This is a genomic window from Lapidilactobacillus luobeiensis, from assembly GCF_024345205.1.
Taxonomy (GTDB): domain Bacteria; phylum Bacillota; class Bacilli; order Lactobacillales; family Lactobacillaceae; genus Lapidilactobacillus; species Lapidilactobacillus luobeiensis.
In genome coordinates, this window is the sequence record NZ_BROC01000001.1 from 133,584 (window position 1) to 158,598 (window position 25,015).

The 25,015-nt window shown below is 49.1% G+C and carries 17 protein-coding genes; 15 read left to right on the forward strand and 2 right to left on the reverse strand.

Features of this window, described 5'->3' with window-relative positions; all coding sequences use genetic code 11:
• Positions 1-12: 12 nt before the first annotated feature.
• The 4 genes from cdd to OCU21_RS00585 are packed head-to-tail and all read left to right on the forward strand — an operon-like array spanning position 13 to position 2,800.
• Entirely contained in the window at positions 13-426 is a 414-nt protein-coding gene (gene cdd / locus OCU21_RS00570; protein ID WP_125596016.1) for a cytidine deaminase, read from the forward strand.
• On the forward strand, positions 407-1,318 hold the full coding sequence (era, locus tag OCU21_RS00575; protein WP_125596013.1) for a GTPase Era: 912 nt from the start codon (positions 407-409) through the stop codon (positions 1,316-1,318). Before cdd ends, era begins: the two co-directional genes overlap by 20 nt.
• Positions 1,315-2,097 carry a DNA repair protein RecO gene (gene recO, locus OCU21_RS00580; RefSeq protein WP_261805562.1) on the forward strand — a complete coding sequence of 261 codons (783 nt, stop codon included), beginning with the start codon at positions 1,315-1,317 and terminating at the stop codon, positions 2,095-2,097. The genes era and recO overlap by 4 nt, the downstream gene beginning before the upstream one ends.
• A 46-nt stretch (positions 2,098-2,143) precedes the next feature.
• The gene (locus OCU21_RS00585) at positions 2,144-2,800 is read left to right on the forward strand and encodes an MmcQ/YjbR family DNA-binding protein (RefSeq protein ID WP_261805563.1); all 657 of its coding nucleotides are present in this window, start codon (positions 2,144-2,146) and stop codon (positions 2,798-2,800) included.
• A 229-nt stretch (positions 2,801-3,029) separates the two neighbouring features.
• On the opposite strand, the gene OCU21_RS00590 is transcribed toward OCU21_RS00585, so the two are convergent.
• Positions 3,030-4,643 carry an ATP-binding cassette domain-containing protein gene (locus tag OCU21_RS00590; RefSeq protein ID WP_261805564.1) on the reverse strand — a complete coding sequence of 538 codons (1,614 nt, stop codon included), beginning with the start codon at positions 4,641-4,643 and terminating at the stop codon, positions 3,030-3,032.
• A 739-nt stretch (positions 4,644-5,382) separates the two neighbouring features.
• Here OCU21_RS00590 and glyQ point away from each other — a divergent pair.
• Positions 5,383-6,291 (forward strand): glycine--tRNA ligase subunit alpha, encoded by a 909-nt coding sequence (glyQ, locus tag OCU21_RS00595; protein ID WP_261805565.1) that lies wholly within the window; start codon positions 5,383-5,385, stop codon positions 6,289-6,291.
• Position 6,292: 1 nt separating this feature from the next.
• The gene (glyS, locus tag OCU21_RS00600; protein WP_261805566.1) at positions 6,293-8,371 is read left to right on the forward strand and encodes a glycine--tRNA ligase subunit beta; all 2,079 of its coding nucleotides are present in this window, start codon (positions 6,293-6,295) and stop codon (positions 8,369-8,371) included.
• A 268-nt stretch (positions 8,372-8,639) separates the two neighbouring features.
• Here the strand turns inward: glyS and OCU21_RS00605 are convergent, their stop codons facing one another.
• Positions 8,640-9,530 carry a GNAT family N-acetyltransferase gene (locus OCU21_RS00605; protein ID WP_261805567.1) on the reverse strand — a complete coding sequence of 297 codons (891 nt, stop codon included), beginning with the start codon at positions 9,528-9,530 and terminating at the stop codon, positions 8,640-8,642.
• A gap of 785 nt (positions 9,531-10,315) precedes the next feature.
• On the opposite strand from OCU21_RS00605, the gene dnaG reads away from it, so the two are divergent.
• The 9 genes from dnaG (at position 10,316) to aroE (ending at position 25,007) form a co-directional block, all read left to right on the forward strand.
• Positions 10,316-12,139: a DNA primase gene (dnaG, locus tag OCU21_RS00610; protein ID WP_261805568.1), complete on the forward strand. Its 1,824-nt coding sequence runs from the start codon at positions 10,316-10,318 to the stop codon at positions 12,137-12,139.
• Between the two features lie 78 nt (positions 12,140-12,217).
• Positions 12,218-13,342 carry an RNA polymerase sigma factor RpoD gene (gene rpoD, locus OCU21_RS00615; RefSeq protein ID WP_261805569.1) on the forward strand — a complete coding sequence of 375 codons (1,125 nt, stop codon included), beginning with the start codon at positions 12,218-12,220 and terminating at the stop codon, positions 13,340-13,342.
• A 431-nt stretch (positions 13,343-13,773) separates the two neighbouring features.
• A complete protein-coding gene (locus tag OCU21_RS00620) occupies positions 13,774-14,340 on the forward strand; it encodes a TetR/AcrR family transcriptional regulator (protein WP_261805570.1) in 567 nt (188 codons plus the stop codon).
• 21 nt (positions 14,341-14,361) lie between these two features.
• Positions 14,362-16,899 carry a YhgE/Pip domain-containing protein gene (locus OCU21_RS00625; RefSeq protein WP_261805571.1) on the forward strand — a complete coding sequence of 846 codons (2,538 nt, stop codon included), beginning with the start codon at positions 14,362-14,364 and terminating at the stop codon, positions 16,897-16,899.
• A 1,525-nt stretch (positions 16,900-18,424) separates the two neighbouring features.
• Positions 18,425-20,005: a ribosomal protection-like ABC-F family protein gene (gene abc-f / locus OCU21_RS00630; protein ID WP_261805572.1), complete on the forward strand. Its 1,581-nt coding sequence runs from the start codon at positions 18,425-18,427 to the stop codon at positions 20,003-20,005.
• Between the two features lie 1,120 nt (positions 20,006-21,125).
• On the forward strand, positions 21,126-21,857 hold the full coding sequence (locus tag OCU21_RS00635) for a tRNA (adenine(22)-N(1))-methyltransferase (protein ID WP_261805573.1): 732 nt from the start codon (positions 21,126-21,128) through the stop codon (positions 21,855-21,857).
• Between the two features lie 30 nt (positions 21,858-21,887).
• Positions 21,888-22,703: a Nif3-like dinuclear metal center hexameric protein gene (locus OCU21_RS00640; protein WP_261805574.1), complete on the forward strand. Its 816-nt coding sequence runs from the start codon at positions 21,888-21,890 to the stop codon at positions 22,701-22,703.
• A gap of 173 nt (positions 22,704-22,876) precedes the next feature.
• On the forward strand, positions 22,877-24,112 hold the full coding sequence (gene pepT, locus OCU21_RS00645; RefSeq protein WP_261805575.1) for a peptidase T: 1,236 nt from the start codon (positions 22,877-22,879) through the stop codon (positions 24,110-24,112).
• The gene (gene aroE / locus OCU21_RS00650; protein WP_261805576.1) at positions 24,102-25,007 is read left to right on the forward strand and encodes a shikimate dehydrogenase; all 906 of its coding nucleotides are present in this window, start codon (positions 24,102-24,104) and stop codon (positions 25,005-25,007) included. Before pepT ends, aroE begins: the two co-directional genes overlap by 11 nt.
• Positions 25,008-25,015: the final 8 nt, after the last annotated feature.

Sequence of the window (25,015 nt, forward strand, 5' to 3'; positions counted from 1 at the left end):
GGAGATTTTTGGATGGATCTAACAGAATTGACCGCAGCGGCGCAAGAAGCGCGGCTGGCCGCCTATGTACCTTATTCCAAATTTGCGGTGGGTGCCGCCGTTTTGACCGAAAATGGCACGATCTATCAGGGCTGTAACATTGAAAACTCGTCCTTTCCGCTGACCGTTTGCGCGGAACGGGTGGCGATTTTCAAGGCGGTGGCCGCGGGTCAACAGCACATCAAGGCGATCGCGGTGGTGGCCGACACGAAAGGCCCCGTTTCACCTTGTGGCGCTTGTCGCCAAGTCATGACCGAGTTCATGGCTCCAGATGGCACCATCACCATGAGCAATCTTCATGGTGACACCAGAACGGTATCGGTCAGTGAGATCTTGCCGTTTTCATTTTTCCTAAAGGATGATCGTAATGACGGAACAACCATTTAAATCAGGCTTCGTAGCCTTGTTAGGCCGCCCAAATGTGGGCAAATCAACACTAATGAACCGAATCATTGGCGAAAAGGTGGCGATTATGTCACCGAAAGCGCAGACCACGCGCAATAAGATCCAGGGGGTGATCACCGACGCTGACGCCCAGATCATTTTCTTGGACACCCCAGGGATCCACAAGCCTAAAAACGACTTGGACAACTATATGGACCAGGCGGCTTTCTCCGCCCTCAGTGAGGTGGACATCGCCGTTTACATGACGGGCGCCGCCGACAAAATCGGCCCTGGTGACCGTTTCATTTTGGAGCGCTTGGCAAAACTGGACACGCCGTTATTCTTGGTCATCAACAAAATCGACTTGGTCCATCCTGACGACTTGCTGGACCTGATCGTGGGCTACCAAGAGTTGGCGAAGTTTGCGGAAGTGATTCCATTATCGGCCACGGAAGGCAACAATGTGGACGAATTGGTCAAAGAGATCAAATCCTATTTGCCAGCGGGACCGAAATATTATCCTGACGACCAATTGACCGACCACCCTGAGTACTTTATCGTGGCGGAATTGATCCGTGAGCAGATCCTGTTACTGACCCGCGATGAGATTCCCCATTCCACTGCGGTCATCGTCAACCAAATGAATACCCATGAGCAGGGGAAACTGGTGATCGACGCCACCGTTTTCGTTGACCGGGATAGTCAAAAGGGAATCGTCATTGGCAAAGGGGCGGCGATGATCAAGCAAATCGGGATCCGCTCCCGGAAGGAGATCGAGCCGCTCCTTGGTGAGCGCGTCAACTTGAAACTGCAAGTCAAGACGCAACGGAATTGGCGCGATAATCCGATTTTCTTACAACGAGCTGGCTACAATCAGAAGGATTTCAAGAATTGAGTCGTTTGATCGACGCCGAATTTCAAGGCTTGGTCATGTATCGGCGTGATTACGCCGAGCGTGATTTGCTGGTTCAGATCTTGACCGATCAATTCGGCCCGAAAATGTTTCTCGTTCGTGGTGCAAAAAAGCGCGGGTTCAAGCTGACCAGCGCTATTTTGCCATTTACGGAAGCAACTTATATCGGGCGGATCAGTCCCGAGGGCTTATCCTATTTGACTGCCACGAAAACAACCAAACTCTGGCGCAACATCAGCGAAGACCTGTTGTTGCAGGCTTATGCGGCTTACATTCTCAGCTTGGCTGGCGCGGCTTTTCCTGAAGGTGAGCCCTTGGGCCGCGCTTTCACCTTGATCCAAACCGCCTTGAACCAAATCGACGGCGGTATTGATCCGCAATTATTGACGAACATGGTGGAAATCAAGTTACTGGACCGTTTCGGTGTCGCCCCTGATCTCACCGGTTGCGCCATTTGCGGCCGCAATGATTTGCCTCTAGACTATTCGGAGGCGTTTGGCGGCCTGCTTTGCCAGAACCATTGGGCCCGTGATCCTCATCGTCTCCACGCCCAACCTAACGCCATCGTTCTGGTGCAACGCTTGGCGCGGATGATGCCGCTGCAGTTGGGCGCCACGGACCTGAACCCGCGGACCAAGCGCGAATTACAGCGCGTTCTGGATCATATTTATCAAGATCAAGTCGGGCTAGTGCCCAAGAGTAAAAAATTTCTAGACGGATTGGTCAATGGCGGTAATGGGCTATTGTTGAAGCGAGATTGATCACTGGCTGGTTCAACTCATTGAAAGATTTGGAGGTCATTTACCCATGGCACAAGCACCATCATTTCGCAACGCACTGCCAGAGAAGTTACTTGAATACGGCTTTCAAGCGGTCAGTCGTGGTTATCACTATACAACAACAATTTTGAACGGCGATTTTCATTTGTCGGTATTGATCGATCAAGATGGCCGCGGGCAGACAACTTTGACCGAAATAGCGAGCAATGAGGAATATATTCTCTATCAGACCAACGCCACGGGCGCGTTTGTCGCGGAAGTGCGCGCCGCCGTCGCCGCAGTTCTGGACGACATTGCCGCTAAATGTTGCGTGACCACGGTTTTTGAAACCGCACAAGCAATCCAGCTGATCAACGCTGTCCAACAGCAGTACGGCGATCAGTTGGCATATCTCTGGGAGAAATTTCCCACCAACGCAGTCTGGCGCCGCCAGGATAATAATAAATGGTATAGCTTGTTGCTGACTGTCCCGCGGCGTAAATTAGGCGGTGATTCTGATGAAATCGTGGAGATCATTGATCTTCGCAGCGCGCCAGAAAACTTAGCTGGGCTACTTGAACGGCCCGACTATTATCCCGGCTGGCACATGAACAAGCAACATTGGTACACCATTATTCTAGATGGGTCGGTGCCACTGTCTGAAATTTGCCAGCGCATAGAGGAAAGTTATTTGTTGGCTAAGTAGGCGCTGTCGCTGGTGTTGGTTGCGGGTGCTGGCGGGTTGCCCCGTTCGCTTGATCAATGTTGGTGCATTCGTCATTTTACTCTATATGAACAAATAAATGGCATGACTCCAGGTTTCATCGGAGTCATGCCATTTATTGAATTGGATAACTTTCTAGCTGTTGAGGTTGCCCACAGGATCTAGGCCAGTTTGAAACGGGTGCTTTTTGAGTATTCTTGTTGGGCGTTTTCTATTGGTTGAAATCAAGGACTCCGTCAACCGAGGTAATAAAATCTGGATTAGCAAAATGATGGCTGACGACGATCAGCGTGACGTCGCTCAGTTGCAACAAGGCAGTCTCGATGGCAGTTGCCGCCTGCGGATCAAGCGAAGCTGTCGCCTCATCAACTAGCCAGATTTTACGCTGCTGGTAGAAACCACGGGCCAACGCGATCCGTTCCCGTTGGCCGCCTGATAACTGCTGACCAGACTGAATGATCTCTGTCGCCAAGCCCGCTGGAAAAACCTGGGGCATTTGATCGAGCCCGCTGAAATGTAAGGCGGCCTGTAACCGTTCCGGATCTTCCGGCGCGTCCAACATGATATTGAAGCCTAACGTCGCCGAAAAGATATGCGGCTGTTGGCTGAGATAAACAATTTGTTCGCGGACCTGCGGAGCGGGCAATTGTTGATAGTCATGACCGGCCAGCGTCACAGTTCCTGTCGTGGGAATGAGTCGCCCGGCCAATAAATTCAGCAAGGTGCTTTTGCCCACACCTGATGGTCCGATCACGGCGTATTTTTGCTGAGCGGTAAAGGTATAGGAGAAATCCTGGAGGATCGGCTTGTCGTCATAAGTAAACGTGACGTCCTCCAAACTGACTGTCGCCGGCGCTAATTGTGCCGGTGCGGCAGTGGTCGTGGAAATGTGCGGCGACGCTGTGACTTGCGTATATTTGGCAAAAATCGGTTCAACAGTTTTCATTTCGACCAGATTGGCCATCAAGCCCGTCAGGTTAGCGAAGATCGTGGCGGAAAAGTAGCGCGCACCACTGATTGCCCCAACCGGTACCAGTTTTGCGAAGAACAAAGCGCAGGCGTGGGCCATGACAATGACTTGACTAGTCAAACTGATGAAATTTGAGGCGCCCATCATACGCCCAGACGTGCGCGCCTGCGCGATCTTGCTGGTCGCAAAGTTGGTCGTGGCGCCTTTCGTGAACTTAACGGCGGCTTTCTGCCGATTCAATTGCATCAGTTCATCGAAACCACCAAACAGATCCGTAAAACTTTTGGTCAGCTGTTCGGCGCTGTGTGAGGACTTCAAGGCTGCGGCGTTCATTTTCTTCGTGAAAACGCGTGGCGCCGTCAACATCACTGCCAACAGGAGCGCGATCGTAATGATCAATGAATAGTGAAATTGAATGATCGCGCCAATACTCATCACGATCGTTAGCCCCTGCGAGACGACTAAGGCCAAGGTCTCAAAACCATAATCGTTGATCGTATTGATATCGTTGGTCACCCAAGAAAGATAGGTTGCCTGGTCCTGCTGATGATAATCCGCATACGGCAAGCGGCTTAAATTAACCACGATCTGCTGGCGAATATCCTGATCCATGGCTTGGACCCATCTTTCCATACTGGTTTCGTTCGCAACGATCTGCCAACCCCAAACGATATTTGTTAATTCGAGAACAACCAGCCATAAAATGACAGCTCTCAGATTCAACTTAACGATATTCGTGACAATATTTGCACTGCCCAAGCCATACATGGTTGTACAACCAGCGCCCACAATTTGCCAAAACAGCGTGATCAGACTAAGACGACGCTGCCGCTTGATACATTTCCAAAGTGACATAGCACTCCTCCAATTATAAAAACAAGATTTTAAAACTTATACAACTATTTCAGTATACGAGTTTTCCCCAAGCTCAACAAGCCATTATTAAAAAAATACACAAATAATGGCAAACGAACTCATAATACCGGCGAGTCATGTCTCATGACTTTAATATTTTCCGATTGGGAAGTGATACTATCTCCAAATCTATTTATAGAATACATGCGGGCTTTAATGACTAAGATAACGTTGAGCGGCTGGAGCGGAGAAATTCGGGGTGAGATCGCCGTGAAATTGACCTTAGCGGTTTACCGCTTAGGTCAAGGCTCAGCTTTGAGATTTTCGGCGCCTTCCGAAAAGCTCAAAGTGACGCCCACAGCGAGCTCACCCCGAGTTTCGCAGCGCAAGCCGCGGTCAATCTGCTTTCCACCTTGCTAAACCGGCAATTATCGACTCCGCCGTTAATTTTAACTCTTGCAATTTCACAAATTTAGGGCTATCATAAGTCGTAACTTAATACCACCGCAATGATCAGGTCAATCAGCGTTTTCCAGCGAGTGCCGACAGTGAAAGGGCACAATCACGCTATCTGGCGCCTAGGAGCGGTTAAGCAATGAAGTGTAGATGTACGCATCTAAATTAGGGTGGAACCGCGAAAATAATCGTCCCTATGTGGCTACCAGTGTAGCCGCATAGGGATTTTTTTATGTTCCGGGAACGCTTAAGGCGGATGGACAATCAACGATGAGGTGAGGAAATGGTCAAACAGTTGAATATTCAAGAGATGATCTTGACGTTGCAACAATTTTGGGCGAAAAAGGGTTGTATGTTGATGGAGGCCTATGATAACGAGAAAGGCGCGGGTACGATGTCGCCGTATACTTTCCTACGGGCGATCGGGCCAGAACCTTGGAACGCGGCTTATGTGGAACCATCCCGGCGGCCGGCAGATGGGCGTTATGGCGAGAATCCGAATCGCTTGTTTCAGCATCATCAATTTCAAGTGGTCATGAAGCCGTCACCGAAGAATATCCAAGAATATTACTTGGATAGCTTGCGGGAGCTGGGGATCGAGCCGTTGGAACACGATATTCGTTTCGTTGAAGACAACTGGGAAAATCCGTCAATGGGTTGTGCCGGTGTTGGTTGGGAAGTTTGGCTGGATGGCATGGAAGTTTCGCAGTTCACCTATTTCCAACAAGTCGGGGGACTGACCGTTGATCCGGTCACGTCTGAAATCACTTATGGGGTCGAACGTTTGGCTTCTTATATCCAAAACGTCAATTCTGTTTTCGATTTGCAGTGGGGCGATGGTGTGCTCTACGGCGATATTTTCAAGGAGCCAGAATACGAGCACTCAAAGTACGCCTTTGAAGAGAGCGACCAGGAAATGTTGCTGAATTTCTTCAATAGTTATGAAAAAGAGGCGCTGAGGTTGATCAAATTAGGGCTGGTCCATCCTGCCTATGATTACGTGCTGAAATGTAGCCATACTTTCAATCTGCTGGACGCTCGCGGTGCCGTTTCCGTGACTGAACGGGCCGGTTATCTGTCCCGGATTCGCAGCATGGCGCACAAGATTGCCAAGGCCTTCGTGGAAGAACGGGAGAAACTCGGCTTCCCATTATTGGAACATGCTCAAGAAACCGCTGGGGAGGAAAACTAAAATGACGGCAAATTATTTATTAGAAATCGGTTTGGAAGAAATGCCGGCCCATGTTGTACGCCCAAGCGTGGAACAACTGAAGACCAAAACGGCCGCTTTTTTGAACGACCAGCATTTGGCGTTTGCGCGAATCGAGGTTTTCGCGACACCGCGGCGCTTAGCTGTCTTGGTGCGGGATCTGGCGACAGAACAGCCCGACCAAGTTGAAGAAGTCAAAGGTCCCGCTAAGAAGATCGCCTTGACACCTGACGGCGAGTTTAGCAAGGCGGCGCTGGGTTTTGCTCGGGGTCAAGGGGTTGATCCCAGCGCGATCACTTTCAAAGACTTCAAAGGCGTTGATTATGTCTTCGTCGAAAAGAAGACAGTGGGTCGGCCCGCCGCAGCGATCCTGCCTGAATTGATCCAGGTGGTCAAAGGCCTGACTTTCCCCACGCGCATGAAGTGGGGCACGAATCATTTCGAATATATTCGGCCGATCCACTGGTTGGTCAGCCTGCTGGATGACCAAATCATTCCGATGAGCCTGCTGGATGTGACTGCGGGCCGCGTCTCACAAGGTCATCGTTTCTTAGGCAAACCGGTGACGATCGCCACGGCGACCGACTATGAACAGGACTTGGCTCAAGTTAAGGTGATCGCGGATTTGGCGCGACGGCAGGCCCTGATCGAGGCTCAGATCCAAACCATCGCCCATGATCATAATTGGCAAGTTGATCTTGATCCTGATTTATTAGAAGAAGTAGTCAACTTGGTGGAATATCCAACCGCGTTCGCTGGCCACTTTGATCACAAATACTTGGCCGTTCCTGAACCAGTTTTGATCACTTCAATGAAAGATAATCAGCGCTATTTCTATGTGCGTGACCAGAACGGCCAGTTGGCTGCTGATTTTATCGGGGTCCGCAACGGTAATCGCGAGTATTTAGACAATGTCATCGCCGGCAACGAGAAAGTGCTGGTTGCGCGCTTAGATGACGCCCGCTTCTTCTTCGAAGAGGATCAGAAGCTGTCGATCGATGCTTATGTGGCGAAATTGAAGAAGGTCACCTTCCACGACAAGATCGGCACGCTCTATGAGAAAATGCAGCGGGTCAATGTCATTGCCCAAAGCCTAGGTCAATTGTTTGGCTTGAGCGCGCAAGAAATGGCCGATTTGGATCGGGCCAGTCGGATCTACAAGTTTGATCTGGTGACTGGCATGGTCGGTGAGTTCCCCGAATTGCAAGGCACGATGGGGGAGATCTACGCTAAGATTTTTGGTGAAAATGACGCCGTCGCCCAGGCGATCCGCGAACATTATTTGCCGATCTCCGCGGAAGGCGCCTTGCCCGCTTCTAGAGTTGGCGCGACCTTGGCGATCGCCGATAAACTTGACAGCACGCTGGCCTTTTTCGTGGTGGGCATGATCCCCAATGGTTCCAACGATCCTTACGCGTTGCGGCGGCAAGCTTACGGTGTGGTCCGAATCTTGTTGGCCAACCAATGGCACCTTTCCTTAGGCAAATTACAAGCCGAAATCGAACACGTTTTGGCCGACCGGGGCTTGACCTTCAAGCTGGACTGGCAAAAGAACGGCGCCGAACTGCGGCATTTCTTCACCGATCGGATGCGCCAATTGTTCAGTGAGAAGAATTTCCGTCATGACTTCGTGGAAGCCTTGGCTGATTCCAACGCGATCGATCCAACCATGATCAATGAAGTAGCCGAGACCTTGAACGAGCACCGCCACGATGACGATTTCAAGGAAACCATCGAAGCGTTGACTCGGGTCTTGCGTTTGACCAAGCAAACTGACGCTAAATCCAGTGATTTGTCCGTGGATCCCGCCTTGTTTGAGAATCCGTCTGAACAAGTGTTGTTCGACGCCGTGACGCAAATCCGCAGCCAATTCGCCCAGCAAACGGTCGAACAGAATTATGAAGCGCTCCGTGATCTACGCCCCCTGATTGAAAACTATTTCGAAGAAAATATGATCATGGCCGACGATCTGCAAGTGCGGAATAACCGCTTGAATCAATTGCGGATCCTGCAAAAGCTGATCACGATCTTCGGTGATCTGCAAGAATTAGTTGTCAAATAGGGATGAGCGCTTAAGAATACTGATGCCCGACTAAAAAAATAAAAACCGCTTTTCAGTGCCACGCCAATTGTCTGACGTGAGGCTGAGAAGCGGTTTTTGACTGGTGAAATAATCTTAATGGCGCTGGCGGCGACTAGGGGACTTTTAAACGTGTTCGCTGACCCAGCTCCTTCCGCCTATTTACGCCAGGCTTCTGGAAGTATCGTGCGCTGCACAAATTCTGACTAGGCTAATGCTCAGAAGCTGACCAGGTCAGCTTGCGCGTTTTTTAAGCCAAATGGCGTTTCGGTTCAGGACAGTCCAAGTAGATCACCGTGGTTTCGACTTGAAAGCCGGCCCGCTCGTATAAATGATGGGCCTGAACATTACTGGCTTCCACGCCTAAGCGTAACGTGGAAACTTGATCATAGGTCAGGCACAGTTGGTTGAGCAAATAAGTGCCCCAGCCGTTTCCCTGCTGCTCCGGACTGATGAACAAACTGAATAGATAAGCGCGGTCCACATCTAGATTAATGGCGCAAGCACCCAGCGGTTCTGACCCCCGCCAAAGAACCTGAAAGTCATTTTGCTGATCCTGCAGGCACCCCAACAGATATTGACGGGTACTGTCCACGGTGTTTTCTGGAAACGCCGCCTGATAGATGGGAAGAACAGCAGGAATCTCAGCAAGGCTTAATGGTCGTAAAACAGTCTTGGCGCGGGCAGGTAGGGCCAGTGTTGCTTGTTGCGGTCGCGCCATTTGCAATTCCCAATCCGGATCCGCTGTTAGCCCAATCGCAGCTAAAAAATCTGGCTCCCTGTTCAAAAAGGCGAGTTCCGTCCAATATTCCCATTGATCATAACCATATTGACGCAAGGTTGTTTGACAAAGTTCGCCTAACCGCTGGCCAATCCCTTGACGCCGCTTATGTGGAAGCACAAAAACCGCCATTTCCGCTTCCTCTGGTGGTTGAGCATCGGCGTAGATCGTGGCCACCCCGACAATGTGTTGGTCGCTGCTGGCCAACGCAACCCAAGGCATTTCTTGGAAATAATTAAAGCGATTATCCAAATAAGGATCTTTCGCGCCGCCGTCATAAAGATGACATTGGGCAATCAAATCCACGATTTCTTCAGTTTGTTGGTCAGAGAGTTGAGTCACGATTTGAAAATTTAACATACAGCGCTTCCTTTCTTTACCAGCTTAATGAATACTAGTTTAGCGCCACGATGGCGAGGACGCAACTTTATTTGCAAAGAGGTTGGCCTTTCCGAAATTGATTTGAGTGGCGCTGCTAAAAAGCTGGTTTCGTTCTGATTTCTTTCCTGATTGCAGGTATGCTGGGGTTTGGTGTGAACGCAACCGCCGGCTTTTTTGGTGGTATGGCAATGCCAATGGATTTAATTGATTTACTGAGAACTGGGTTTGTTTATCAGACAGACTATACCGGTGTCGCCAATTTAAAACTTATGACCACTAGCCATGGTTATTAATTGCGTGGTTCCCCATCCATCGGCCATAGCTTGCCAGTCTGCGTGAGTGCTCAAACGGCTGTTATAACGTTGAGCGGTTGGAGCAGAGAAATTCGGGTGAGATCGCCGTGTCGTTATTCTTAGCGGCTTTGCCGCTTAGAATAAGGCTCAGCTTTGAGATACGCGGGTTTTGCGAAGCTCAAAGTGACGCCCACAGCGAGCTCACCCCGAATTTCGCAGCGCAAGCCGTGGCCAAGCTACCTTTGTCCACAAAGCACCACATCCCAACATCAACGCTCTGCGCAGCGCAAGCTGCGGCCAACCTAAGTCGGTATAGTTGACCAGCTAGCCAAAGCTTTTCGCAAGCATTACATTTGAAGTTCTCTCGATTTTATGATAAATTATATGTTGTATAAGTGTGTCTAGGCTGGCGAACAGATTGTGGTCAGCCTATTTCTTGCTTATGAGTTGCAAGGAAAGGATGTGAAGATCATGGCAACGAAGATTCCTGAGAGCTACATCGATATGGTGCGCTCGAAGACGAATATCGTTGATTTGATTGGCCAAACCGTCCAATTACACAAGGCGGGCAAGAATTTATTTGGTCTGTGTCCTTTCCATGAGGAACGGACACCGTCGTTTTCGGTCAATGAAGAGAAACAGATCTTCCATTGTTTCAGTTGTCATCGCGGTGGTAATGTTTTTAAATTCTTGATGGAATTGGAGCAGATTTCTTTTCCAGAAGCGGTGATCAAAGTCGCCGAGTTCAGCGATCTGCCTTTGCCGGAGAATGTAGTTGCGGCTAATCAACAGTCACAGCATTCAGAAACGCGGCAATTGCAGAAGCTCTATCAAGACGCTCAGGTCCTGTATAGTCATATTTTGACCAAAACTCAAGTGGGCGAGGACGCGTTGAATTATCTTCACCAGCGGGAGATGGATGATGCTGCGATCGCCGAGTTTGGCTTAGGCTATGCACCTCAACAGGCCAATGTTTTGCTAGACTTCTTGACCAGTCGTCAGGTCCCACGAGAATTATTGGTACGTTCAGGTCTGTTTGCACAACGAGAGGATGGCACGTTGATCGACCGCTTTCGTGGTCGCGTGATGTTCCCGATCCAAGATCAAAATGGAAACGTGATTGCTTTTTCCGGTCGGATCTTGGTGCAAAAGGAGCACGAACCCAAATATTTGAACTCACCGGAGACCAAGATCTTTCAAAAACGCGATACTCTCTATCATTTCGCGCAGGCGCGGCCAATAATGCGGCAAGCACAAACGGCCATACTTTTTGAAGGCTTTATGGACGTGATCACTGCTTTTCGTGCGGGGGTCAAAAATGGTGTTGCCTCAATGGGAACGAGTTTGACGAGTCAGCAACTTTACCTATTGTCTCGGGCCGCGAAGAAATTGATCATCTGTTATGATGGTGACGAGCCGGGGCAACACGCTTCGGCCGCGGCATTACAACTGTTGCGAAATAGCGATTTTGAAGTTGGTGTCGTTAGTTTACCTGAGCGGAAGGATCCGGACGAGTTCGTCAAGAAATATGGGGCGAGCGCATTTCAAAAGCAATTACAGGATCATGTGCAGACACCGATCCAGTTTACGTTGGCACAATTGGCCAATAAATATAATCTGAATCAGGATGCGGATCGTTTAGCCTATGTGCAGGCGGCCTTACAAGAAATAGTTAAATTGCCTTCCGTGATCGAGCAGGATCTTTATTTGAAACAGGTGGCATCTCAAGGTAATGTTGACCTGGCTGCCTTGCATCAAGAATTTGAAGGGATCACGCGTCAATTTCACCGGCAACAACGCGCACAGCAACGACAAAATCGTGATGTGACTGCGCCGACCGCTCAGCAACCGCCAACACCAGTGCTTTCTACCAAACTTGATGGCGCTGCGATCTCCGAAAGACGGCTCTTGTACTTGGCGATCAGGCAGGATAGTTTACTGGCACGATTGTCGGCCGATGAAGATTTTCATTTTAATAATGAGCAGATCCAAGAACTTTTTGAGGCTTGGCGTGATTACGCCCGCTCACCAGGAGAACATACCTTGGCGGCATTCGTCGATTTGATCACGCCTGATCTGCAGAGTTTGCTTTTGGAGATCGAGATGATGGAAGTTCCTGAGGATGTCTCCGATGAAGAAATCGGGGACTACCAGCGCAATGTCGCGCAGGCACAGATCCGGCAAGCATTGACCGCTGCGCAAAAAAATGTGCAGCATGCTACTGAAGTCGGTGATAGTGAGGCCGAAATGATCTGGCTTGATCAGGTGTTGACTTTAAAGCGTCAGTTGATTTAGACGCGTGAAATAAATCCTTTATGTCACAAGTTCTAATAAATAGGTTAATAGGTTTTTAGTTAAATGGGGGTAAAATTGATGGCAAAGAATACCAAAGAAACAGTCAAACAACCCGAGGTCAAATTGGAAACAGCAATCAAGAAGCTGATTGCGGCTCACAAAGCGGATAAGGAAGTAACCAATACTGAATTGGTCACTAAGATCGTTCAGCCTTATCAACTTGAAGATCAGGCTGTTGAAGAATTGTTGCAACAAATGGAAGACAAGGGTTTTGCTATCGTTGATGAGAATGGCGACCCCAGCGAATTATCGTTGAAGAAGCAGAAAAAAGTAACCAAGAAGGAAATGCAGAATCTCTCCGCACCGACTGGCGTCAAGATCAATGATCCAGTCCGGATGTATCTCAAAGAGATCGGTCGTGTTCCTTTATTGACCGCCGAAGAAGAAGTTGCTTTAGCCCTAAAGATCGAGCAAGGTGATCAAATCGCCAAGCAGCGTTTAGCAGAAGCTAACTTACGGTTGGTCGTATCGATCGCCAAACGTTACGTCGGTCGAGGCATGCAATTTCTGGATTTGATCCAAGAAGGTAACATGGGCTTGATGAAGGCCGTGGAAAAATTTGATTATCGGAAAGGTTTCAAGTTCTCGACTTATGCGACTTGGTGGATCCGTCAGGCGATCACCCGTGCGATCGCCGATCAGGCGCGGACGATCCGGATCCCTGTCCACATGGTCGAAACGATCAATAAATTGATTCGGATCCAACGGCAATTGTTGCAAGATCTAGGTCGTGAACCAACGCCCGAAGAAATTGGCGCTGAAATGGACATGCCTACTGAAAAAGTTCGTGAGATCTTGAAGATCGCCCAAGAGCCTGTTTCATTGGAAACGCCGATCGGTGAAGAAGATGATTCTCATTTAGGTGATTTTATCGAAGACGCCGACGCTACCAGCCCTGAAGATCATGCTTCTTATGAATTGCTCAAAGAACAATTGGAGAGTGTGCTGGATACCCTGACCGACCGCGAAGAAAATGTCTTGCGGTTGCGCTTCGGTCTAGATGATGGCCGGACCCGCACCTTGGAAGAAGTCGGTAAGGTCTTTGGTGTGACCCGGGAACGGATCCGTCAGATCGAGGCCAAGGCGTTGCGGAAGTTACGTCACCCATCGCGGTCAAATCAATTGAAAGACTTCTTAGAATAATTTATTCACCAATATGTTTGGTTTAAAAAGCATCAGAGCCTAGATTCCTTGGCTTTGATGCTTTTTTGTGTGGGAAGACCTCATTCAGGTTCAACTGATCCTAAATGGCTTTATCATTGCCACTTGATGCTGAAACACTAGGTTTTGCAACGATAGTTTCGAGCGGGTGCGTTCACTCCGAGATTCGATCGCTGGTATCGGACGAAAGATTTTGAATAGAAAATGTGTCGTTCAATAGAGATACTTTTTTCTTATTTTGATCAAAAATAAAAATCCTATTGATCCGCAAATGAAAACGCTTCAAGGAAACAAAGTTTGCTATACAGGTAAAAAACTACAAGATGTAGGTTGACTAATGCATCCTGTCGTAATATAATTCCAAATTGTAGTAATATTAGTGGCACACCAAAGGTAAAGGCGGGTGATTTTTAGTGGCAAAGCAGCGTGATATGAGTAAGGAAAAAATTATGGCCACGGCTCAGGAAATTGTCATAGAGAACGGTTTTCCGACATTATCATTTCGGAGTTTGGCGCGGAAGCTCGATATTCGTTCGCAATCACTTTATAACTATTATGCGAACATTGACGCGGTGATCGAAGATATGGGGACGACTTTCATGAAGACCCTATACTTGAAAATGACGGAAAATCTAACCGGGATCTCTGGCAAGGACGCGCTTCGCGGATATGCCAATATCGCTCATGATTATTTTGAGTCTCAGGGAGCGATGGTTCAATTATTGTATTACGTCCATCGTTATTCTGAAGAAAGTCCGTTCGTTCAAGAAACCGGACGGGTCTTGAACCTTTTACGGCGAGTGATTCGGCACATCAAGCTCAAGCAAATGGATAATGACTCTTTTGAAGAAGCTTTCATTAGCAGTGTGATGGGTTACACCGTGATCGAGATCATGGGCTTTTTGAACAAGGTCGGCGCCGAGCAACACCGATCGTTCCAACAATTGATCGATTTATATCTAGGAGAGGTCATTTCCTAGCGGGAGGACGTGTTTTTTCAAATGGTTAAGGACGAATTTGGTTTTATTAAGAAAAACAAATTGATTTTATTATCGGTACTGGTCATTATGGTGATCCCATTCTTGTACGCGATCTTCTTCTTGAAGTCGGTCTGGGATCCTTATGGCAGTACCCAAGATCTGCCGGTCGCAGTGGTCAATAACGATACTGCGGTCAAATATAACGGCACGACTTTGAATGTCGGTCAAGAAACCGAGAAAAAGTTGCGCAAGAACAAAGAACTTGGCTGGCATTTTGTTAGTGCTAAGCGGGCTAAACAGGGAATGAAGGACAACAAATACTATACAGTAGTCACGATCCCTGAGAACTTTTCGGCCAATGCAGCGACCGTTCTGGATGAACATCCTAAGAAAATGCAACTCAAGTATGAAACCAACGATTCATTGAACTATCTGAGTCAAGTTATTTCTGGTGTCGGTGTTTCCACGCTTGATAAAGAGATCCGTGCCAACGTGACCAATGCCTATGCCAGCGCTTTGTTTGATCAAGTCAAATTGGTCGGCAAAGGCATGAAGAAGGCGGCAAAGGGTGCGACCCAATTGAACGACGGGTTGGTTACCTTGGACGACGGCGTCAACCAATATACAGTCGGCGTCTCAACGGTCCATGATGGTATCCAAACCATGAGCTTGAAAGTCAAGCCATTGTCTAGCGGCGTGCAACAATTAGCCACTGGCGCTAACCAATTGAACAGTGGGTTAGGGACCTATATTAGTGGTACGAATCAAGTAGCTTCTGGCTTGAATACACTGAACGGCAAAGTCGGTACGCTATCTAGTGGCGTGACGAGCTATACCAATGGTGTTGGTCAGTTGGCGACTGGTTTGCAAACGATGAGTGGGCAGACTGGTACTTTGGAATCAGGGATCACTCGATTGGCTCAAGGTAGCACAAACTTAAACGCTGGTATCAGCCAATACGTTGATGGCACCGATCAATTAGTTGCTGGGTTGACACCACTGATTACGAAATTGCCCGATTTATTAGAACAAGCGGGTCAGGTTCAAGCTCAGTTGGCGACTGCGAAAGCCAGTATTTCCAAGTTGAGTGGCGTATTGCAAGAGAATCAGGCAAGCGTCGCGAAGGCCAATGTGGCGTTTGAACAGGGCGAGGCTGCCATCAACGCAGGATTGGCCGATCCGAATCTTTCGCAACAGAGCAAGGCGCAAATTCAGGGTGGTCTGGCCGCAATGAAGCAATCCTATAATGGACTGGCTCAGGTTCGCAATGGCGAAGCCCAGGCTACCACCCAACTGCTCCAAGGCATGAGTTCAATGTTAACGACGATCGACACCAAATTCTTGAGCCCAGCGAACTTGGCCGCGGTCCAAAAATTGGCAGCGCAATTACCAGCTTTGAATGCCGGAATCGCGGCTTTGAAGACCAATGGAGTGAAGCTTAAAGCTGGTGCTAGCCAATTAAATACAGGTTTGAACAGCCTGAATGCTAGCGTGCCAGCTTTGATTGCTGGCGTCAACCAGCTGAATGCCGGCGCACAAAAGCTAAATGCCAATAGTGCGACTTTGAATGGCGGCGTTGGTCAATTAGCGGCTGGCGTCAACCAATTAAACGCTGGTGGTCAACAATTAGCGGCTAATGGCGGCGCCTTGACCAGCGGTTCTAGTCAGTTGGCCAGTGGTTTAACGACTTTGAATGGTCAGATTCCAACCTTAACAAGTGGCGTCAGCCAATTGTTGGCTGGAACCACGCAATTGACTGATAAAAATGGCCAATTGACTTCTGGCGCAACTAAGCTGAAATCAGGTAGTAAGACGTTGTCAACTTCTCTAGGCGATGGTGCTAAAGAAGTCAATGGCATCAAGTTAAGCAGTGAGACAGCAGAAATGTTTGCTGCACCAACAAAGACCAAGCATACTTATTTCAGTAAGGTCGCTAACTATGGCCACGCCTTAGCGCCATATGTTTTGTCCTTGGCCTTGTATGTCGGCGCGTTAGTCTTTAACTTCGCTTATCCGATCCGCAAGGTTTCCAAGAAAGATGGTACGGCTACTCAATGGTTCTTCAGTAAAATTACTATTGGCGCCGTTGTCGCGACAGGGATGGCCTTGGTTGAAGCAACTTTGATCATGGCGTTCGGCCTACAAGTTGATCATGTCGGCTTGTTCTACCTGATTGCATGGTTGTTCGCGATGGCCTCGATGTACCTGATCATGTTCCTGTCTATGTGGCTGGACAACCCAGGTCGATTCTTTGCGATGATCCTTCTGATGCTCCAATTAGGTGGCGCCGGTGGGACCTTCCCAATGCAGATCACCAACCACTTCTATAACGTGATCCATCCATTCTTACCAATGAGTTATTCGATCATGGGCTTCCGTCAAGCCATCACCAGTGGCATCAACAGGGGAACGGTCAACTTCTCGATTTTCTTCCTGATCTTGGTCAGCGTGATCTTCCTAGCACTCTTATGGTTAGTAATGAATCATTTACAAAAGAAACATCTGATGGGCGTCTCACAGTTAGACGACAATCAAAAACTGCAAGAAGTCGAACATTAGGAAACTTTTGAAGTTTACCGAAGTTCTAAATCACTAAACAGAATTGTTTGCAAAATCATCATGGAATCACCGGCTGTTCGCGGTCCGGTGATTTTTTTGCGTTGGACTGCTGATGCAGTGGGTTGGGTGGTGACGCAACCGCCTCAGGACGTTTGTCGTGGCTGGAAACGTGCTCCGCACAACTGACTTCTGCGCTTAGCTACGCAATTGTTTCGGAAGCGAAGCCCGCTTCCAAAGCCATTGCTAGGCTAACGCTCGAAGTCAATCCGTTGCGCTGCGCACTCTGTTTCGAACGCGGTGGGCATCGTTTTGAGCCAATCCGAAACCCACGGATTGGCTCAAAATCGAGCCTTATTCTAAGCGATAAATCGCTAAGAATAACGTCACCGCTGAGCCACACGTCCTGAGGCGGTTGCTAGGCAGCATTGAGCTCATCTGCAATCGAAGTTGAGTATCTGACGAAGTGGTTTTGCAAGCTAGATGTCAAACAATTGCCTTTTTTTAAGGTGGTACGGCAATGCCAATAGAATTGGATTAGTTGGTTGGTACAGTTTGCATTGGTTGAACACTTTACCTGTTCCCTAAACAATCATTGAGTTGTAACCGACCGATTCAGTTGATTCATCGAGAACTTACCCCAGTTTTTAAGGCAGACTGCACTGGTGTCACCAATTTAAAGCTGGTAACCACTAACCAAGGTCGTCATTTGCGTGGCTCCTCATCAATTGACCACAGCTTGCCAATTGGAGTGAGTGCTGAAACAACTATGATACGTTGAGCGGCTGGAGCGGAGAAATTCGGGTGAGCTCGCCGTGAAATTGTCCGGTTCTTTCTAACGTTTAGCGAATAGCCTTAAAATTTTTCGATAACCAAGAGTCTTGCTTCGGGAATTTGATAAATTGCAACACTCAAGCTTAGATAATTAGGTTGACTTGATGCAGCCATTTATCTCCTATTGCTCTAATTTATTTAATTGGAGTATTTAGTCGTCGTCTTGAAAGCCATTATATCAGCGCTGATCGTGTCTTCGCCAAAGTTTAGAAAGAACCAATTGTCCTTGGCGGTTTACCGCTTAGGACAAGGCTCAGCTTTGAGATTCGCGCACTTTGCGAAGCTCAAAGTGACGCCCACAGCGAGCTCACCCCGAATTTCGCAGCGCAAGCTGCGGCCAACCTATCTGAAAAGCACCAACAGCTCAGCTGCGGGCAATTTGTCCGAAGGGCTTGCCAGAAGTAGGCCCAATAGCGTACAATTAAATTATTATTTTATTAGAGAGGAGGGCCAGTTCGATGGTCAGCATGTCAGAAACCTTACAACCACGCAATTTGATCGGTGCCTACACCAGTTTTTGTCATGCAATCGTGTTCGACTGTGGGCCAACAACGCTATCAGTCTATCCTTTTTTAAGCGAACCAACACGAAGAAAATGACCAATGTCCCTCAATTTGAAAACGCCGTTATGGCTTTTTAGGTCATGGATTTCGCTTCATGACTTTTTTTGTGGGCTGGGATAAGGAGTCCAATCATGTATTTACAAGCAAATGACATTACCAAACGTTTTAGCAATTATCCGATTTTAGACCATTTAAATCTGCAACTGGAACCTGGCGAGAAGTCTGCCTTGATCGGCGTCAATGGCAGTGGCAAAACGACCTTATTCGAGGTTTTACTGGGGATCGAAGGGGTGGACGCGGGCAGTGTGAGTCAACAGAAAGGCCTGCGCATCGGTTACGTCCAGCAACAAACCGCCAATGAATCCGTCAGTGTGATGACTTATTTACTACGGAATTTCAGTCAGATCGGCCAACTCAGTGAAACGCTACATTACTATGAAAAATTGATGACCGATCCGCAACAAGATCTAACCGCGATTTTGCCTAAATATAGTCGCGTTCAGGAGGATTATGAGGCCGCCGGCGGTTACACCTTAGCGGAGCGCTTGCAAAGTATTCTGAAGGGGGTCGGCTTAGGGGATTTGGCTGAAGCGCCGCTGGATCAGCTTAGCGGGGGTGAGAAAGTGAAGGTCGAGCTGGCCAAGGCCTTGGCTCAGGAGGCCGATCTTTATTTACTAGACGAACCAACCAATCACTTGGACCTGGCCGGGATTTTATGGCTAGAAGAGTTTTTGAAGCATACCAAAGCGGCGTTTCTGGTCATTTCCCATGACCGCGCTTTTCTCGATCACGTCACCACCAAGACGTACCAACTTGAGGACGGTCAGCTGAAGAGTTACCCTGGCAACTATTCGCGTTTTCGCTTCTTGAAGCAGGCCGAGTTGGAAAAATTGCAAAAAGATTATGATCTGCAGCAAAAAGAGATCAAGCGACTGCAACGTTTGATTCGGCAATATCGCCAGTGGGGTGTGGAAAGCGATAATCCGAAATTCTTCAAGAAGGCTAAGGAAGTGGCCAAACGTTTGGAACGGCTCACCGTGATCAAACGACCGCAGCCGCAAACGCCGCCCGTCCCGAAACTCAGCGCTAGCTCGCGTTCGGGCAATGAAGTCTTGTTGGCGCGGGGAATCGGCTGTTTTGCTGGGGAGAAGCTACTCTTCGCCGACAGTGATTTTGCCATTTATCGTGGTGATAAGGTGGCGCTACTAGGTGATAATGGCGCTGGCAAAACCACGCTGGTCCAAACGATTTTACAGCAACATGAACTAGCGGACGGTGAATTGAAGCGCGGTGCCAGTTTGCAGATCGGCTATTTGCCCCAGCATATCCGCTTTGCCCAACCGCAACAACGCTTGTTAGCCTATGCGATGAGCTTCATGGGCGCCGAAGAACCGGCACGGCGCTTGCTGGCCCGCTATGGCTTTCCCGCATCAGAAGTGACTAAACGCTTGCAAGATTTATCCGGCGGCGAAACGGTGCGGTTAGTTTTGGCGAAATTAGCGCAGCAAGCGGTCAATTTGTTGATTCTTGATGAACCGACGAACCATTTGGATATTGAAGCGAAAGAGGAAATCGAGCAGTTGATCCATGATTATCAGGGAACTTTGCTGGCCATCAGTCATGATCGCTACTTTCTGGAACAGAATTTCGATCAGTATTTGTTGATCAAAGATCAGCAGATCCAGCAAATGACTACGTTGCCGATCTTATAAAAAGTAGGTTGGCCGCAACTTGCGCTGCGCGTGGCGTTGGTGGTCGGCAGGTATAGTGGGGCTCCAGGTCGGGCTGGGGGTGGTGGAACGCGGCGGGCACGATTTTGAGCTTTTCGGAAACCCACCGAAAATCTCAAAACTCGGCCTTATTGTAGGCGATAAATCGCCAACAATAATATCGCGGCTGACTCACCCCCAGCCCGACCTTCCGCCTGGCGGATAAACGAACCACCAACGCCAGAGTGTGAACCGACCTGGGCAGCTTCTGAGCATTAGCCTAGCAACTATTTTGAAGGCAGGTTTATGCCTCCGGAATAGTTGCGTAGCTAAGCGGAAGAAGCTAGGTCGGCGAACACATTTCAACGCCACGCTCCGCTCCAGCCGCTCAACGTTTTAACAGTCGCTTGAGCACTCACGCCGACTGGCAAGCTATGGTCAATTGATGAGGTGCCACGTAATTGACGATCGTGGCTAGTGATCAACAGCTTTCAATTGGTGATACCAGCGCAGTCTGCTTGATGAACTGAGGCAAGTTCTTAATGAATCAGCTGAGTGGGTTGGTTTTCATCGTAGAAATGTTCAGCCAACGCAAAATAGCCCGACCGCCTGATCCAAATCAGTTGGTATTGCCGTACCATCTCAAAAGTAGGCAATTGTTTTGACCGCTCGCTTGTAAAAGTGCTTTGTCAAATATCCAACTATAATTGCAGATAGGCTCAATTCTGCCTAGCAACCGGGTCGGGCCATGCGGCTCAGCAGTGAGATTATTCTTTGCGGCTTTGCCACTTAGAATAAGGCTCGATTTTAAGACAAGCCGCGAGTTTTGCGAATTGGCTTAAAACGATGCCCACTGCGTTCCAGCCGCACAAATGGCCCGACCCGGTTGCGCTCACGCGCAACACCCACCAAAACTTGCAATTAGGCGATAGATCAAAATAGGTCACGGCAAGCCCACTAGACAGCAATTCCCGCCCAATCCCTAGTTGATTTTGACTGGAGCTTCGTTTTTCCCACCAGCAACCTCAAGATTTGCGCCTGCGGGAGGTTCTTTCAAAGCGGAATAATTGCTATAATAGGGATATTATCAACTGACGAGTCCCGACTTGTCCGAAGAATTGAAATGCTGAAGGAGGTCACTGCGATCCAAAAATTATCAAGACGTTTACAGGCCGTCGCGGATTTGACGGCGCCGTGGTCGCGCATCGCCGATATTGGCTCCGATCATGCTCATTTGCCAATTTATTTGGCCGAGATCGGTCAATTGCAGCAAGGGGTGGCTGGCGAAGTGATCCCGGGACCTTTTGCCATTGCGACGGAGCATGTGGCCACCGCGGGCTTAAGTGAGCGGATCACGGTGCGCTTGGCCGATGGGTTGGCGGCTATTGCGCCTGCCGATCATATGCAATGCGCGGTTTTGGCGGGAATGGGTGGTTTCTTGATCACGCAGATCTTGGCCCGCAGTGCGGCAACGGTCGCTAGTTTAGCAGGGCTGGTCTTACAACCGAACCAAAATGTGGCCGAGGTGCGGCAATGGCTAGCAGCCCATCAATGGCGGATCACCGCGGAGAAAATCGTGTTTGACGAGGGGCACTGCTATCAGATGATGCAGGCGCGGCCCAGCAAGGAACCGTTGCAATATACCGCCCTTGAAGCGTTGATGGGGCCTTGCTTGCTTCAGGCTGGGGCAGAGCCAACGTTTGTGCGCTACTGGCAATTCAAATTAGCGCAACGGCAGAAATTGGTGCGTCAACTGCAACAGGCGCAAACTTTGCCGCTGGAGAAATTGGCGGCCTTGCAACGTGAGATCACCTTGATCGAAGCCGGACTCGCACAAGTCCAATCGCTAAAATAATTTTTTATCTTTTTATCAAGGAGGGCACCGATGAGTACACCAACTGTGCAACAATTGATCACTGCAATGGAACGATTAGCGCCACCGGCCTATGCGGAACCGCATGACCCGGTGGGATTGCAGTTAGGACGGCGGGAGCAAGCGGTCCACAAGGTGATGGTCACGTTAGACGTGCGGCCCGAAGTTGTGGCTGAGGCGGTGTCGGCCCAGGTCGATTTGATCATTGCCCATCACCCAATGATGTTCCATCCCGCGATCAACTTAGATCTGGCGGATCCGCAAAACGCCATGTACGCCACGTTATTGCAACATGACATCAGTGTTTTTGCGGCGCATACAAATCTTGATGAGGTCAGTGGCGGCATGAACACGTGGCTGGCCGAAGTGCTGGGTTTGACTGAGTTGCGGTCGTTCAATCCGCGTCCGAAAGCCGAGCCGCAATTGGCGGCGTATTTGGGCGTGGTCGGGCGTTTGCCGCAAACGCAAACCGTCCGTGAGTTGGCGGTGACTTGCAAAAGCAAATTTCAGGTCGCTGGGTTACGCTTGATCACGCACCAGCCCGACCAATTGGTGGAGCAGGTGGCGATCATTGGTGGTGACGGTGGTAAGTTTTATCCGGCAGTGGCTGGGACCGGCGCGCAAGTGTTGATCACAGGTGATGTTTACTATCATACCGCCCATGATATGTTGGCCCATGGTTTATCGGTGATCGATCCCGGCCATCACATCGAAGCGGTCATCAAGACCAAACTGCCGCCGCTGATCAACCAGTGGGCCCAGGCCAACAACTGGCAACTCAGCGTGTGTTCGTCCCAACTGAGCACCGATCCGTTTCAATTTATTTAGCAGAGTGTGAGCCACCCCCGTTAGCTTCCGAGCATTAGTCTAGTCAGGATTTTGGAGCGGTCCATGCCTCCAGAAAACTGACGTAGCTAAGTGGAAGAAGTTGGGCAAGCGGATACTTTAAGGCGCAGCGGTCTGCACCAGAAAACACATTTATAAAATTTGGAGGTCTTACCATGACAAAATATCAACAGCTACTCCCTTTATTCCTTAGTTACGTGAAAGAAAATACCCGCTCGGACGAAAATTCTACGACAATTCCTTCAACGGAACGTCAAGTCATTTTTCTAAACAAGTTGGTCCAGCAATTAAAGGATCTGGGCTTGGCGGAAGTAAAGTATAACGAAACTAATGGCTACGTGACCGCGCTTTTGCCAAGTAACCAAGCCAAAAAAGTGCCAACGATCGGATTTTTGGCCCATGTGGATACCGCTGATTTCAACGCGGAAGGGATTTCCCCGCAAATCGTTGAGAATTATGACGGTCAAGCCATTATTCCGCTTGATGCGGCTGGTAACTATGTCTTGGATCCAGCGGAATTTCCGGCGCTGACCCATTATGCGGGGCATACTTTGATCACCACCGATGGCAGTACGCTGCTTGGTTCCGATGACAAATCAGGGGTGGCCGAGATTATGACCGCGCTGGCGTATTTGTTGGCCCATCCGGAAATCAAGCACGGTGATTTGAAGGTTGGTTTTGGCCCTGACGAAGAAATCGGGACCGGCGCCGATAAGTTTGATGTGGCTGATTTTAACGCTGATTTCGCTTATACCGTTGATGGCGGTCCCGAAGGTCAGTTGGAATACGAGACGTTTAGCGCCGCGGCCTTAGAAGTTACCATCGCCGGCAAAAACGTGCACCCTAGCACGGCCAAGGGGATCATGGTCAACGCCTTACAACTGGGAATCGATTTCCAAAACGCTTTACCAGCGGCGGAAGTCCCAGAAAAAACGGATGGTCGCGAAGGCTTTTTCCATCTGTTGAGCTTCAATGGGACCGTTGATGAAGCGAAAATGTCTTATATCATTCGGGATTTTGAACGCGATGGTTTGGCGCGACGCAAGGCTTTGGTGGAAACGATCGCGGCGAAATTGAACGAGCCATTTACCCAACCGCGCGTTCAAGTGAAGATGTATGATCAATATTACAACATGGTCGAAGTGATGAAGGACCATATGGACGTGGTTGAATTGGCGGAGCGGGCCATGGTCGCCCTAGGAATCACCCCCGATGAAGAACCTGTTCGCGGCGGCACCGATGGCTCCAAAATCTCCTTCATGGGCTTGCCAACGCCGAACTTATTCGCAGGCGGCGAGAATATGCACGGCCGTTACGAATTCGTTTCGTTGCAAGTGATGGAAAAAGCGGTGGACGTGATCTTGAAGATCAGTGAATTGAATGCCCAATAAGCAAAGATTAAATTCATCTGATTTTTTATGGCCGGAAAACACGATCAATGGCGCTACGAAGGTTTATGGGTTGTTGGCGCACCCGGCCCAGCATAGTTTGTCACCCTTGTTACACAACCAAGGTTTTGCGGCCAATCAAATCAATGCAGTTTATTTGGCTTTCGACAGTGGTGGTCATGATGGTGCTGCCTTGACGACTAGTCTGCGCACCTTGGATCTTGCAGGCTGCAATCTTTCTTTGCCTGATAAAGAAACGGTTTTGCCTTTTTTAGATGAATTGACACCAGATGCTCGCTTGATCGGCGCTGTCAATACAGTTAAAAATAATAACGGTTACCTGATCGGTAGTAATACGGATGGACGCGGCTTTGTCCAAGGACTGGTCACAGCAGGCATTGATCTGCACAATAGTCGGGTGGTATTACTAGGCGCCGGTGCCGCAGCACGAGCGATCTTAGTGGCTTTGGCGCAAGCAGAAACTCAGCAGCTCCAAGTTTTCCAACGGCGGACGAGTGTTCATTTCGTCCAGCTACAACAATTACTAGATGCACTGGGACAAGCCGTGATCACTGCTCGCGATTGGTCAGAATTGGCGCAGGTCGATTGGCAACAAGTCGATTTAGTGATCAACGCCACGAATCTTGGTTTCGGTGACCATCAAGGAGCAAGTCCATTGGCACTGAGCCAATTGCAGCAACTTCCGACCACTGCCAGTGTTTGGGATGTGATCTACCAGCCGCGGCAAAGTGAATTGTTGCGTTTGGCGCAGAGTTGCGGTCTGGCGACCCATAATGGTTTGGCGATGTTGCTGTATCAGGCTGATTTAGCGTTTCAGATTTGGACAGGTCAACATCTGCCGCTCAGACAGCTCCAGAATTATTTAAAAATAAAGTGAGGTTTTAT

Coding starts and splice junctions, on each gene's coding strand:
- OCU21_RS00640 (WP_261805574.1), top strand. CDS start 21,888: ATGAGTACACCAACTGTGCAACAATTGATCACTGCAATGGAACGATTA.
- era (WP_125596013.1), top strand. CDS start 407: ATGACGGAACAACCATTTAAATCAGGCTTCGTAGCCTTGTTAGGCCGC.
- OCU21_RS00585 (WP_261805563.1), top strand. CDS start 2,144: ATGGCACAAGCACCATCATTTCGCAACGCACTGCCAGAGAAGTTACTT.
- OCU21_RS00625 (WP_261805571.1), top strand. CDS start 14,362: ATGGTTAAGGACGAATTTGGTTTTATTAAGAAAAACAAATTGATTTTA.
- abc-f (WP_261805572.1), top strand. CDS start 18,425: ATGTATTTACAAGCAAATGACATTACCAAACGTTTTAGCAATTATCCG.
- OCU21_RS00635 (WP_261805573.1), top strand. CDS start 21,126: ATGCTGAAGGAGGTCACTGCGATCCAAAAATTATCAAGACGTTTACAG.
- rpoD (WP_261805569.1), top strand. CDS start 12,218: ATGGCAAAGAATACCAAAGAAACAGTCAAACAACCCGAGGTCAAATTG.
- aroE (WP_261805576.1), top strand. CDS start 24,102: ATGCCCAATAAGCAAAGATTAAATTCATCTGATTTTTTATGGCCGGAA.
- pepT (WP_261805575.1), top strand. CDS start 22,877: ATGACAAAATATCAACAGCTACTCCCTTTATTCCTTAGTTACGTGAAA.
- OCU21_RS00590 (WP_261805564.1), bottom strand. CDS start 4,643: ATGTCACTTTGGAAATGTATCAAGCGGCAGCGTCGTCTTAGTCTGATC.
- glyQ (WP_261805565.1), top strand. CDS start 5,383: ATGGTCAAACAGTTGAATATTCAAGAGATGATCTTGACGTTGCAACAA.
- dnaG (WP_261805568.1), top strand. CDS start 10,316: ATGGCAACGAAGATTCCTGAGAGCTACATCGATATGGTGCGCTCGAAG.
- glyS (WP_261805566.1), top strand. CDS start 6,293: ATGACGGCAAATTATTTATTAGAAATCGGTTTGGAAGAAATGCCGGCC.
- cdd (WP_125596016.1), top strand. CDS start 13: ATGGATCTAACAGAATTGACCGCAGCGGCGCAAGAAGCGCGGCTGGCC.
- OCU21_RS00605 (WP_261805567.1), bottom strand. CDS start 9,530: ATGTTAAATTTTCAAATCGTGACTCAACTCTCTGACCAACAAACTGAA.